Below are 12,729 nucleotides of genomic sequence, written 5' to 3'. Positions count from 1 at the left end.
GGCCTGTCCCGGGCATTGAACGCCGCAACCGCGCGCTTCCGTCGCGCGCGTGGCGCTCAGAACAGGATGTCGTCCAGCAGATCCTCGTCCGTCGCCGCCGCAGCCACCGCCACCGGCGCGGGGGGCATGGCCTGCACCGCCGCGCCCCGGCCCGCCGCCGTGACGCGATCCAGGATCTCGCGCTCGGCCTGCATGGTGCAGCGCGCGCGCAGCCGCGCCAGAACCGCCGCCCCGGCGCCGCCCTCGGGCAGGGGCAGCGCGGGATCGGCCAGCATCAGCCGGCGCAGGCCCAGCACCCCGCCCAGCGCCGCCACATCCCCCAGCGCCGCGCGGAACTCGCCCAGCCTGGCCGCAGCCTGGCCCAGCCGCATCGGCAATTCCCGCCCCGCCGCGTCAAAGCCCTGCGCTGCCTCGGCCACCAGCGCGGTGATCCGCCCCATCGCCGCATTCAGTGCCCCGGCATCGCCGATGAAGACCGCAAGCGAGGCTTCCAGATGGTCCACCCCGGCCTGGCCCGCCGCCTCGGCGCAGGATCGCGTCTGCGCCAGATCGCCCTGCAGGCGCTGCACGATGGCATCGCTTTCATCCGTCAGCGTCCGCAGCCATTGCGCCAGTTCCCGCAGCGACCGCCCTTCTTCGCCCAGCTTGGCGCAGATCAGAACCGCATTCAGCCCCGACAGCCGCACGCTCTGCGCGATCTGCCGGATCGTCGCCTCATGCTTCAGGATCACATCCAGCCGCCCGCCCAGCGCCTCGGCCCGGCCGCGCATCGCCGCCAGATGGCGCTGCACGCGCGCAAGGCTCGCCTCCAGCCCCTCGGCATCGCTGCCGCCTCCCGCCTGCCCCACACCCGCCTGCGCCAGATAGACCTGCCGCGCCGCGGCCATGGCCTGATCGGCCCGCGCCTGCACCGCCTCCAGCGCCGCGACGGAAACCGCCACCTCGCCATCGCCCTCGGTCCGCGCCGCCTCGGCCAGGGCCCGCGCCAGATCAACCAGCACCGCCTCCAGCCCCGGCTCCGCCCCCGCCGCTTCGGCCTCGCCCAGCACCTCCTGCACCCGCTCCAACCGCTGCCGCGTGGCATCCCCGCTCTGCAGCGCCATGACCAGCCGCGACACTTCGGCAAATATCGCCTTCATCCGCGCCGCCAGCTCGCCGCTGGTGCGCGCCATCTCGGCCCGGCCGTCCTGCACCCGCTGGGCAATCGCGGCAAAGCGGCTGAGCGTCGGCAGCACATGCAGCAGCAATTCCTGCCGCAAGTCCTGCAGGGCGGCCTCCATCGCGCCGGTGTCATGCCCGATCCCGACCATGGCCTCCTTCACCTCCTGCAGGATCGCCTCCGCCTCCTGCGACATGGCGGCCAGCCGCTCGATGAAGGAATTCACCTGCGGGCGCGGCGGCACCAGCCCGTTGCCCTGGATGCGCGCATTGATCGACACGTTGGAAATCGTCCGCACCACGCGGTCCAGATCGGCCACCTCCATCCGCACGGCGCGCACCGCCCCGCGCAGCGCATCGCTATGGGCGAGAAAGCCGTCGAAATCGGCGCGGATCGTCGCGACATTGCCGAAGGTCCGCGTGATCAGCCGCCCCAGTTCCGCCCCCGCCGCATCGCCCAGCCCCTGATCCAGCCGCGCGAACTGCGCCTCGGTCGCATGCAGGATGTCGATGCCGCGCGCCAGCGCGTCGCCTGCGGCGACAAAGCTGTCCTCGGTGATGCGCAGCACCGGCTGCAGGGCGTCAGCCCCGCCCGTTGCCATGCCCGCGCCCATCCTGCCCGCCGTCATGCCTGCACCTCTGCCCTGTGGCGCCGGGCAAAGCCCATGATCGCCGCCGCCATCCTGTCCAGCGCCATGGACTGCGTCACGCTGCCCATCCGCACCGCCTCGCGCGGCATTCCGTAGACGACGGAACTCGCCTCATCCTGCGCGACGGTCATCGCGCCCGCGGCCCGCATCTCGCCCAGGCAGCGCGCGCCGTCATCGCCCATCCCCGTCAGGATCAGCCCCATCGCATTGCGCCCCGCCGCCGTCGCGCCCGACCGGAACAGCACATCCACCGAAGGCCGGTGCCGGCTGACATAGGGCCCCGTCGCCACGGTGACGCGATAGCCCGAAGGCAGGCGGCGCAGCATCATGTGCTGGTCCCCCGGCGCGATCAGCACCTCGCCCTGCCGCAGCACGGCGCCATCCACCGCCTCGGACACCTTCACCTGGCACAGCCCGTCCAGCCGCCGCGCGAAGGCGGCGGTAAAGCCTGCGGGCATGTGCTGCACGATGCAGATGCCCGGCGCATCGGGCGGCAGCGCGGTCAGGATCGCGCGCAGCGCCTCGGTCCCCCCGGTCGAGGATCCGATGCAGACCACCGGCTCCGTCACCGGCACCACGCGCGCCGGGTTGGGTGGGGGCAGCATCTCGTCCGCCGTCAGCTTGGCCGCCTGCGGCCGCGGCCCCGCCGCACCCGCCAGCGCCCGCGCCCCCCGCGTCTGGCTGGCCGCGCGCAGCGCATCGCAGATGCGCAGCTGCGCCTCGGCCCGCGCCTGCGCATCGCCCGCGCCGGGCTTCAGGATCACCTCCACCGCCCCCGCCTCCAGCGCGGCCAGGCTCTGCTCCGATCCCCGCGCCGTCAGGCCGGAACAGACGACCACCGGAATGGGCCGCTGCGCCATGATCTTCTTCAGGAAGGTCACCCCATCCATCCCCGGCAGTTCCAGATCCAGCAGGATCACGTCGGGCAGGTCGGTCTGCATCAGCTTGGCCGCGGCATAGGCATCGGCGGCGAGCCCGCTCACCCGCAGGGCGGGATCGCTTTCCACGATGGCCCGCAGCATCGCCCGGGCCGAGGTGGAATCGTCCACGATCAGAACCTTGACGGCCGTGGGGCCGCCGGATGCCGGATTGGGATGGGGGATCATGGCCATGTCAGCACTTCTGGAAGATTGTCGGTTTCACCTGCCGCAGACCCTCATGCCGGACGACCATGCTTTCGGCATGTCCCACCAGCAGATAGCCGCCCGGTGCCAGATGCCCGGCCAGCCGGTCCACCACCGTTTCCTTGTCCGCGACGTCGAAATAGATCAGCACATTGCGCAGAAAGATCACGTCCACATCGCGATCCACCGGATAGCGCGCATCCATCAGGTTCAGATGGCGAAAGCGCACCTTCGCCCGCAATTCCGGCACCACACGCGACTTGCCCGCCATGCTGGCATCGCGCGACCGCAGGAAGTATCGCGCCAGCAGGTCGCGCGGCACGGTCGCCAGTTGCTCGTCGGCATAGATCGCGGCGTCTGCCCGTTCCAGCATGCGATGGCTGATATCGGTGCCAAGGATGGCATAGTCGAAATCCGGGCCGCGCCGCCGCGCCTCTTCCAGCACCATCGCCGCGGTAAAGGCCTCTGCCCCTTCCGAGGCCGCCGCCGACCAGACCTTCAGCCGCCCCCGCTGCCCCCGCCCGGGCCGCGACAGCCGTTCCGGCAGGATCGAGCGGACCAGCAGATCGAAATGATCGGCCTCGCGGAAGAAGCTTGTCGTGTTGGTGGTGATCAGGTCGATCACCCGGCGCAACTCGTCCTGGCCCAGCGCCCCGGCCAGAAGCTGATCCAGATAGGTCTCGGTATCGGGCTGCGCGCAGTCGATCACGCGGCGGCGCAGCCGCTGTTCGATCATCTGCACCTTGCTCGGGGGCAGGCTGATCCCGGTGATCGACCGGATCATGTCGCGGAACCGGTCCCCGGATTTTCCCAGCGTCGCCATCTGCATCATCGCGCCCTCAGGCCACCGCGGGCAGCACGGCCCCTCCGGGCACCTGCCGATGCCCCGCCGCCAGGGCCAGGTCCAGCGGCGCAAAGAGCCGGTCCAGATCCAGCACGCTCACCACCTCGCCGCGGCAGCGCCCGATCCCGGCAATCGCACTGCCCGACCAGCGCAGCAGGTCCGCCTCGCCCAGCGGCTTCAACTCCGCCTCGTCCAGGAGCGTCACCTCGATCACCCGGTCGGTCTTCACCCCGATGATCGCCCGCCCCGCGCCATGCGCCACCCAGACGACAAGGATTCGGCTCTGCCCCGTATCCGCGCCATCCGGGCGGCCCAGCAGGCGGCGCAGGTCCACCACCGGGATGTTCTCGCCCCTCAGGTCGATGATCCCCAGAAGATGCGGCGGCGCGTTGGGCATCGCCGCCACCGGGCGCAGGTCAAGGATTTCCTGCACCCGGCAGACCGGCACCGCATAAAGGCCCGCATCCGCGTTGAACGTCACGACATCCGCCTGTGCGGTCATCTCGCCCCCCTCAGGCCGCGTCGCGGCGCTTGAAATGGGCATCCAGATCGTCGGCGCCCTCGCCCAGGTCAAAGCTGAAGCCGCCATCGCCCTGCGATGCCGCGGGCCGCACCCGCGCCACTGCAGCCGCGCCGCGCGCCCGCCCTGCCGGGGCCGACCGCACCGCCGCGCCCTCTTCCACCCGGAAGAAGCTGATCGCATCCTGCAGCGCATCCGCCTGGCTGGCCAGTTCCGTGGCGCTGGCCGAAAGCTGCTCGGCGGCCGAGGTGTTCTCCTGCGTGACCTTGTCAAGCTGCTGGATCGACAGGGTGATCTGGCTCGATCCCGTCGCCAGTTCCCGCGACGCGACCGAGATTTCGGTGACCAGCGACGAGGTCTTCTCGATATCCGGCACCAGCCCCAGCAGCATCTCGCCCGCGCTGGCCGCCGTCCGCACCGTCGATGCCGACAGGGACGAGATTTCCGCCGCCGCCGTCTGGCTGCGTTCCGCCAGCTTGCGCACCTCTGCCGCCACCACCGCAAAGCCGCGGCCATGCTCGCCCGCCCGCGCGGCCTCCACCGCCGCGTTCAGCGCCAGCAGATCGGTCTGCCGCGCGATTTCCTGCACGATCATGATCCGGTCCGCGATGGTCTGCATCGCCTGCACCGCATCCGCCACGGCCTTGCCGCTGGCGCGCGCATCCTCGGCCGATTTCACCGCCATCTTCTCGGTCAGGGTCGCGTTCTCGGCGCTCTGCTTGATATTGGCCGCCATCTGCTCCACCGCGGCCGAGGCTTCCTCGGTCGAAGAGGCCTGCTCCGTCGCGCCCTGGCTCAGTTCCTCCGAGGTCGAGGCCATCTGCGTGGAGCCCGAAGCGACATTGCGCACCGCGCCCGACACATTGGCCACCACCTCGCGCAGCTTCACGATCATGTCGTTCTGGGCGCGCAGCAGATCGGTGATCTCGTCATTGCCCTTCATCTCGGGCGTCTTGCGCAGATCGCCCTCGGCAATCGATTCCGCCAGCGCCACCGATTGCTTCAGCCCGCGCGACATCCCGATCAGAACCCAGGCCGACAGCACCAGCGCCAGCAGCGCCGAGGCGACGAAGATCGCGATCATCTTGGTGCGCGCCGAACCGAATTCGGCATTGGTCGCGGCCTCGTTCTCTTCGATCACGCCGCGAACCATGGTCCGCAACTCGCCCAGATTGGTGCGGATCCGCTCGGCCATCACGCCCAGATCCTTGTGATACAGCGTATTGGCCGTATCGCCGTTGCCCGCCAGTTCCAGCTGAACGATCCGATTGTTCAGCGCATAGGCTTCCTTGTGCAACTCGGCGAATTCGTCGATCTTGGCGATGATGTCGGGCCGCGTGCTGTGCCCGCGCAACTCTTCGATCAACGTGTCGACCCGCGCCGCGGTGGCCTCCAGTTCCTTGGTCAGTCCGGGGATGTGATCCGCCGGCGCATTGGGCAGCCCGATCAGGATGCGCCCGACGATCGTGCGCACCTCGCCCTTGGAAGAGAGCAGATCCTCGATCTCCAGCAGCCGCGGCACATCCCGGCTTACCGTCTGGGCATAGCGCGCATTGGCATCACCCAGATACATCACCGCCAGTCCGGTCGACACACCCCACAGCCCGAAGACCAGCAGGAAGGTCGCCACAAGTTTCGCCTTGATCGTAAGTCTCATGTTTCGCTCCTTCAGAGCTGGACGGCCAGCGGCCGGTTGGCAAGGTTGGAAAAGATCTGTTCCAGATTGGGCAGCAGGATGAATCCCTGCGCCCCCCGGAAAAGACCGCTCAGATATTCCGGCGGCCAGACATGGGCCGAGGCGGGCACCGCCTCGATTGCGCCCGCGTCGATGGTGGCCACCTCATGCACGGCATCGGCGGCAATGGCGACCGTGGCCGCCTCTCCGCCCAGCATCACATCCAGAACCAGAACGCGGCTGCGGTCGTCCTGGCCTTCGTCGGGAATGCACAGCGCCTGTTTCAGATCGGCCAGCGGCACGACCGAACCGCGCACATTCACCACCCCCGGCACCAGCGCCCCCGCGCCCGGCACCCGCGTCACCGGCAGGGGATCCAGGATCTCGCGCAGCAGATCCGTCGGGATGGCCAGCGTCTGGCTGCCCAGCGCCAGCGTGACCACCGTCATGCTGCCGCCCCTGTGCATGTCATGGATGCTCATGCCGCCACCTCCTTCGGTGCCTGCCCCGGCTCGCCCTGCAGCCGCCCCATTCCCACCAGATGCTGCACGTCCAGGATCAGCGCGACCGATCCGTCGCCCAGGATCGTGGCCCCCGAAACCGCCCGCACCCCGGCATGCAGCTTGGACATCTGCTTGATCACCGTCTGGTTCGTGCCGACGATCCGGTCGACGACGATGCCCACCCGCGTCTCGCCCGATTGCACGATCACCACATTCTGCGCCGCCCCCGGCTGGCCGGGGCAGTCGAACAGGCTGCGCAGGCGCAGGAAGGGCACGAACCGCCCCCGGATATCCAGGAAATCCCCCGCCCGCCGGGCCTGCGCCTTCTCGGGGGGCAGTTCGACGATTTCCTGCACCGTCGGCATGGGCAGCGTATAGCGCTCGCCCGCCACCTCGATCAGCAGCCCCTCGATGATGGCCAGCGTCAGCGGCAGCCGCAGCGTGACCGATGTTCCCAGCCCCGGCTTCGACTCGATCTCGATGCTGCCGCGCAGGGAATCGATGGTCCGGCGCACCACATCCATGCCCACGCCCCGGCCCGAAAGCTCGGTCACGGATTCGGCGGTGGAAAAGCCCGGCTCGAAGATCAGCGCGAAGGTCTGCGCCTCGCTCAGCACGGCATCGGCGGGGATCAGCCCCTTGGCCACCGCCTTGGCGCGGATCTTCGCCACATCCATGCCCCGCCCGTCATCGCGCAGCCGGATCAGCACTTCCGCCCCCGCATGGCGCGCCGAAAGCTCGATCAGCCCCTCGCGCGGCTTCTCCGTCGCGGCGCGCTCCGCTTGCGTTTCCATGCCGTGGTCGATGGCATTGCGCAGGATATGCACCAGCGGATCGGCCAGCTTTTCGATCACGGTCTTGTCCAGTTCCGTCTCTTCGCCCAGCACCACGAAATCGACCGGCTTGCCCAGCTTGTCCGACAGATCCATCACCAGCCGCCGGAACCGCCCGACAAGCGACCGCAGCGGCACCATCCGCATCGTCATCGTGGCATCGCGCAGCCCCCCGGCCAGCCGGGTGATCTGTTCCGCCGTGGCGATCAGCGCCGGATCGCGGCTCTGGCGGGCCAGTTCCGTCAGCCGCGCCTCGACGATGACCAATTCGCCCACCGAATCCATCAGCGCATCCAGCCGCTCGGCCGGAACCCGGATCGTCGCCCCCGCCTGATCACCCCGCGCCGCGGGCGCCGGGGCCGCCGCCGCTGCCACCGCCGCAGGCGCACTCCCCGGGGCCACCGCATCGGTCGCCGTCCCGGCCAGCGGCGCGGCAATGGTCATTGCCTCTGCCACGCCTGCCGCCGCAGGGGCCGCGTCCGCCGCCGCCACCGGGGCCGGCGTCAGTTTCCACTCCGCATCAACGAAAAGGAACACATCCTCCACCTGCGCCTCGGTCACCCCGGCGGGCAGGTCCATCTCCCAACCGATGGCGCAGGCTTCGGGATCCAGCCGGTCCAGCGGCGGCAGATCGGCCAGATCGGCGATGATCCCCTCGGCCCCCAGCCCGCGCAATTCATCCAGCACCAGTTCCGGCCGCGCCCCCATGGCCAGCGCCGCCCCCGACAGCCGGAAGCGCAGCCGCTGCGGCCCCGCCGCCCCGATCCCTGCCGCCCCGGCGCCTTCCGCGACCTCTGCCGCATCCTCCGCCACCGCTCCGCCGCCCATCACGGCCTGCAGCCCCTCAAGGATCTGCCCCCGCCGCCCCTCGGGATCGGCCAGCCCCTCGACCAGCCCCGGAATCTCGTCCTTCGCCGCCAGCGCCAGCCGCAGGATCTCAGGCGTCACGGCCAGGGCACCCGCGCGGATCCGGTCGAAGACCGTCTCGAATTCATGGATGAAGGCGGCCAGTTCGGTGAAGCCGAACATCGCCCCGCTGCCCTTCACCGTATGCAGGTCGCGGAACACCTGGTTCACCAGCCCCATGTCGGCCGGTCGCGCCTTCAGGTCCAGCAGGCCCTTCTCCAGGCTTTCCAGAAGATCCCGCACTTCCTCGCGGAAGATCGCCGCCATGTCGTCGGTCATCAGCCCAGCACCTTCCGCATCACCGCCAGCAACTTGTCCTGCGAGAAGGGCTTCACCATCCAGCCCAGCGCCCCGGCCTCGCGCGCCTGGGTCTTCAGCCCCTCTTCGGAATCGGTCGACAGCACCACGATCGGGATGCCCTTGCCCTGCGGGTGCTGGCGCAGCGCCCGGATGAAGCCCAGCCCGTCCAGATTGGGCATGTTCTGATCGGTGATGATCGCATCCACCTTCTGGGCCAGCGCCTTGCTCAGCCCATCCTGCCCGTCCACCGCCTCGATCACGGCATAGCCGGCCTCCTGCAGCGTCATCGCGATCATCCGCCGGATGGAAGGCGAGTCATCAACGGTCAATACGGTCTTGGTCATGTCACACTCGGTTTGATGAAGGGGTCGTGCAGGGGCGGGGGCAGGCATGGGGGATCGGGCCGCGCTCAGGCGGCAAAGGCCCCCTCCAGCGCAAGCCGCGGCAAGAGCCGGGCCAGTGCGCCATCGGGGGGCAGGTCGATCTCAAGGACACGGTCCAGTTGCCGGGCGCTCTGCAGGGCCGAAAGCAGCACCTGAAGGATCGCCGTATCGGCCGAGACGACATCCGCCGTCCCGATGCGCAGATCGCCCGCCTGCAGGGCCATGAGAAGGGCCGCGCGCAGGCCCTCTGCATCGCCCGCGCGCAGGTCGCCCTGCAAGTCATGCTGAACCATAGCCATGCCGCGACCTTTCACCCTGAACCCGGGCCCCGCGCCGCCAGTGCGGCTGGAACCTCTCGGGGTGATCAACGGACCTTGTCGGGGCACTGTTAGGCGGCGCGCCGCGCGCCCATCCGAAAGTCAGCCCCGGACAGGCCAAGGGCTGTGTGGCGCGGGGCATGGGTGGGGGGGCGGGGGGGGGCGGGCCAGCCCCCCCCCCCCCCCCCGGGCAGANGCCGGGTGATGACACGGCGGACGATCACCAGATCGGGCCGCGCCTTTCGCGCCGCCTCGATCAGCGTGTCCTTGCCCCCCCCCCCCGCCCGGATCAGAACTGCAACCGCCAGCCCATCATGGCCACCTGATCGGTCTGGCCCGCCACATGGCCCGCATTGCGCTGATGAGCAAAGCCCAGAACCAGATCGCTGCGCTGCGATGTCGGCAGGTAATATTCGAACCCCAGATCCACCTGCCGCGCCTCGGGCACCAGCGACAGATCCACCGCCGCGAAATCGGGCTGCGCCTGTGCCACGGCGCCCGCGGCCATGGGCTGCGGCACATCCATCCGCGCCGTGCCCGACACCGCGCCCACCGGCATCTGCACGAAGACCGACAGCCGGTCCCCGCCCTGCAGCACCGACCGCCGCGCCAGCGCCGCCCCGGCCCGGTTATAGCCCAGCCCGCTCAGCCCGCTCACCAGCCCGCCCGCCGCCGCATCGACGCGGCCCATCTCGGCCTCCAGCGCCAGTTCCAGCCCGCCGCCCATCGGCTGCCGCCAGCCCAGGCTGGCCGAGACCGCCCGCGCCGCCCCGCCACCGCCGAAATCCAGCCCGAACAGCCCCTCCTGCCCGGCCATGGCGGCCACGCCCGCCGTCACCTCGCCCGCGCCCAGCGCCATCACCCGCTCCACCCGCAGCCCGGCCGCGCCCTGCCCGCCATCGGTCAGCGCGGCCAGCCGCAGCCCGCCCTCGGCACCGAACAGATCCACCGCCGTCAGCCCGTTCACCTCGGCCCCATCCGGCGCCGCCAGCGCCAGCGCCTCCGCCCCCGTTCCGGCGGCATCCAGCGCCCAGCGCCGCGCCGCCCGCGCCGGGGCCGCCACCGCCACCGGCGCGACATAGGCCGCCATCGGCGCGGCGAAACCGGCCGACAACTGATCGTTGAACCCGATCTGCACCCCCGCCAGCCCCGCGGCCAGCGCATCCCCCGCCAGCATCCCGCCCGACAGCCGCAGCTGATCCATCGGCACCACCGTCCCCGCCGCCGTGAAGGCCGCGCTCGATCCGATGGGCATCAGCGCATCGCGCACATTGATGAAGCCATGGCCGAATTCGGTGCTGAAGCCATGCTCCACCCCCGGCACGATCTGCAGAAAGGCCTCGGGCGTGAAAAAGGAATTGTCCGCCGTCGCGATCAGGCGGTTGCGCAGCTGCGCGGGTGTCAGCGTGGGAAAGGCCTGCGCCAGCAGGCCCAGCGCCCCCGTCACCTGCGGCGCGGCATAGGATGTGCCCTGCCCCACCACATAGTCGCTGTTGCCGTCGATATCCGCCCCGGTGATGTATCCCGTCGCCGCAAGGCACCAGCGCGCCGCCTCCTGGCACCCCGCCGATTGCCGCTGCACCGCGACGATCCTATCCGTGGTCGGGTTGTAATTCGCCAGCACATTGATCACCGCCAGCCAGCCCTGCTCCAGTTCCGGCCGCTCCGCAGGCAGCCCCGCCATCAACGAGGCACTGGCCAGATCGTCATTGAACTGCGCAAAGACCACGACGCCCGTCTGCGAAAACCGCTCCAGCGCATCGACATAGCCCGCAAAGCCCGCGCCCATGCCCGCAATGCTGGAATTGGCCACCGTCGCCGCCTGCCCGCCCGCTGTCGTCAGCGTCCAGGAATTGTTCATCGCCACCGCGCCCGCCGCCCGCGCGCCATCCATCACACCGGCCAGCGCGCCATAATCCAGCACCGCCCCCGGCTGATAGGAAATCTGCCCGGCATAGATCCGCGCCTCGGGCGCATAGCCCAGCGTCGGGGCCGTGCCCCCCGCCCCCCCGGTCCCCGCCATGATCGAGGCGACAAAGGTGCCATGCTCGTCCCCCGCCTCGTTCACCCCGCCGCCCCCGGCCAGGAACTTGCCCGCCTGGGTGGAGAATTGCTCGTGGCTGGCAAGGATCGGGCTGTCCACCATGCCCAGCACGACCCCCGCCCCCGTCAGGTCCGGCAGCCCGTCGGGCACATCCGGCACCCCGTCCACCGCGCCATTCGTCTCGCGGTCGATGGAGCGGACCCAGTCCAGCCTGCTCGCCTGCAGGGGCCGCACCGTGCCAAATCCCGGCGCATTCAGCACATTGGCGCGAAAGGCCGCCTCGTTGCGCACCAGCGCAAGCCGCGTCGCACTGAAATCCGAAAGGGCATTGATGAAGACCCGGTCCAGCGCCGCCTCCATCTGGGTCAGCGCCGCCCCCGTCAGCCCCAGCGACACCCGCGCCAGCGATCCCAGATCGATGCTGCCCGAACCCCCGCCGCCGCCGCAGCCCGCCAGCACGGCCAGCGATCCCGTCAAAAGCACCCCGCGCGCCACCGCGCGCCGTCCTTGCTGAACTGCCATAGCTGCCCCGTCAGGTTCGCCGTTTCCGGCCTTCTTTGAGACAGGTTAGCAAGCCACCCCCCCTGGCCGCAATCGCCGCCTCCGGCCGGGGCCACCCTGCAGACCAATGCCGCGCCGCCTGTTGTGCGCAGGCCACGCAAGGGCAGGCCATCAGGCCCCGAACCACCGCCCGGCATCTTGGATCAGAAATGGAAAACTGGTGGAGCAGAGGGGGATCGAACCCCTGACCTTATCATTGCGAACGATACGCTCTCCCAACTGAGCTACTGCCCCATCCGCGACGCGCGTTCTGGCCGAAAGCGGCACCCTTGTCAAGCGACGCGCGGCGCCCTGTCACGCCGTCGGAACAGCGACATGCGACCGCACGAAGGCCAGGATCTCCGCCGCCGGGCGCGCGCCCGCCAGCCGCGCCACCTCGCGCCCGCGATGGTACAGGATCAGCGCCGGTATCCCCCGGATCGCCGCCCGCTGCGCCACCGCCGGATGCGCCTCGGTGTCCAGCTTTCCGAACCGCACCGCAGGCGCCAGCATCTTCGCCGCCCTGGCGAATTCCGGCGCCATCATCCGGCAGGGCCCGCACCAGGCCGCCCAGTAATCCACCAGAAGCGGCAGGTCATCCCCGCGCACCGCCCTGTCATGCGCCGCGCCGTCCAGCTCCATCACCCGCCCATCCGCAAGCGCCGCCCCGCAGACCCCGCATTTCGGCCCCGCCGCCAGCTTCGCCTCCGGCACCCGGTTCATCTGCCCGCAGTCCGCACAGCACAGCTTCACGCCTTCCGCCATGGCCCTCTCCAATACATTCCATTTACCGCATATATTGGCAACCGAGGACCCGCCTTCAACCCCTTCATCTTGGCGAAAATACCCTCAAGGGGTGAATTGGCCGGCACGGCCAAGAGGGGACGGAACGTCCCCTGACACCGGAGGAGGCGCGCAGGCGCCGACGACGC

At 70.1% G+C, this 12,729-nt stretch carries 11 protein-coding genes and 1 tRNA gene; all 12 read right to left on the bottom strand.

The annotated features are described in order from the left end of the window. Positions 1 to 56: 56 nt before the first annotated feature. The gene (locus tag G5V65_RS12965; RefSeq protein WP_165050767.1) at positions 57 to 1,787 is read right to left on the bottom strand and encodes a hypothetical protein; all 1,731 of its coding nucleotides are present in this window, start codon (positions 1,785 to 1,787) and stop codon (positions 57 to 59) included. Then, positions 1,784 to 2,914: a protein-glutamate methylesterase/protein-glutamine glutaminase gene (locus tag G5V65_RS12960; RefSeq protein WP_165050978.1), complete on the bottom strand. Its 1,131-nt coding sequence runs from the start codon at positions 2,912 to 2,914 to the stop codon at positions 1,784 to 1,786. The genes G5V65_RS12965 and G5V65_RS12960 overlap by 4 nt, the downstream gene beginning before the upstream one ends. A 7-nt stretch (positions 2,915 to 2,921) precedes the next feature. Continuing rightward, positions 2,922 to 3,755 carry a CheR family methyltransferase gene (locus G5V65_RS12955; RefSeq protein WP_241250563.1) on the bottom strand — a complete coding sequence of 278 codons (834 nt, stop codon included), beginning with the start codon at positions 3,753 to 3,755 and terminating at the stop codon, positions 2,922 to 2,924. Between the two features lie 16 nt (positions 3,756 to 3,771). Continuing rightward, the gene (locus G5V65_RS12950) at positions 3,772 to 4,278 is read right to left on the bottom strand and encodes a chemotaxis protein CheW (RefSeq protein WP_165050765.1); all 507 of its coding nucleotides are present in this window, start codon (positions 4,276 to 4,278) and stop codon (positions 3,772 to 3,774) included. A 10-nt stretch (positions 4,279 to 4,288) separates the two neighbouring features. Beyond that, positions 4,289 to 5,953: a methyl-accepting chemotaxis protein gene (locus G5V65_RS12945; protein ID WP_165050762.1), complete on the bottom strand. Its 1,665-nt coding sequence runs from the start codon at positions 5,951 to 5,953 to the stop codon at positions 4,289 to 4,291. Positions 5,954 to 5,964: 11 nt separating this feature from the next. Beyond that, positions 5,965 to 6,453 (bottom strand): chemotaxis protein CheW, encoded by a 489-nt coding sequence (locus G5V65_RS12940; protein ID WP_165050760.1) that lies wholly within the window; start codon positions 6,451 to 6,453, stop codon positions 5,965 to 5,967. Continuing rightward, positions 6,450 to 8,492 (bottom strand): chemotaxis protein CheA, encoded by a 2,043-nt coding sequence (locus tag G5V65_RS12935; protein ID WP_241250562.1) that lies wholly within the window; start codon positions 8,490 to 8,492, stop codon positions 6,450 to 6,452. The genes G5V65_RS12940 and G5V65_RS12935 overlap by 4 nt, the downstream gene beginning before the upstream one ends. After that, complete coding sequence (locus G5V65_RS12930) at positions 8,492 to 8,857, bottom strand: response regulator (RefSeq protein ID WP_165050758.1); 366 nt, start codon at positions 8,855 to 8,857, stop codon at positions 8,492 to 8,494. The genes G5V65_RS12935 and G5V65_RS12930 overlap by 1 nt, the downstream gene beginning before the upstream one ends. A 65-nt stretch (positions 8,858 to 8,922) precedes the next feature. Then, entirely contained in the window at positions 8,923 to 9,195 is a 273-nt protein-coding gene (locus G5V65_RS12925; RefSeq protein WP_165050755.1) for an STAS domain-containing protein, read from the bottom strand. A 307-nt stretch (positions 9,196 to 9,502) separates the two neighbouring features. Next, the gene (locus tag G5V65_RS22695; protein ID WP_165050753.1) at positions 9,503 to 11,779 is read right to left on the bottom strand and encodes a S8 family peptidase; all 2,277 of its coding nucleotides are present in this window, start codon (positions 11,777 to 11,779) and stop codon (positions 9,503 to 9,505) included. Between the two features lie 197 nt (positions 11,780 to 11,976). After that, positions 11,977 to 12,052: transfer RNA gene (locus G5V65_RS12915), tRNA-Ala, on the bottom strand. Between the two features lie 60 nt (positions 12,053 to 12,112). Then, positions 12,113 to 12,562 (bottom strand): thioredoxin family protein, encoded by a 450-nt coding sequence (locus G5V65_RS12910; protein WP_165050751.1) that lies wholly within the window; start codon positions 12,560 to 12,562, stop codon positions 12,113 to 12,115. Positions 12,563 to 12,729 lie beyond the last annotated feature (167 nt).

The organism is Paragemmobacter kunshanensis, from assembly GCF_011059185.1.
GTDB classification, from domain to species: Bacteria; Pseudomonadota; Alphaproteobacteria; order Rhodobacterales; family Rhodobacteraceae; genus Paragemmobacter; species Paragemmobacter kunshanensis.
This window is presented reverse-complemented; position numbering and strand designations above follow the sequence as displayed.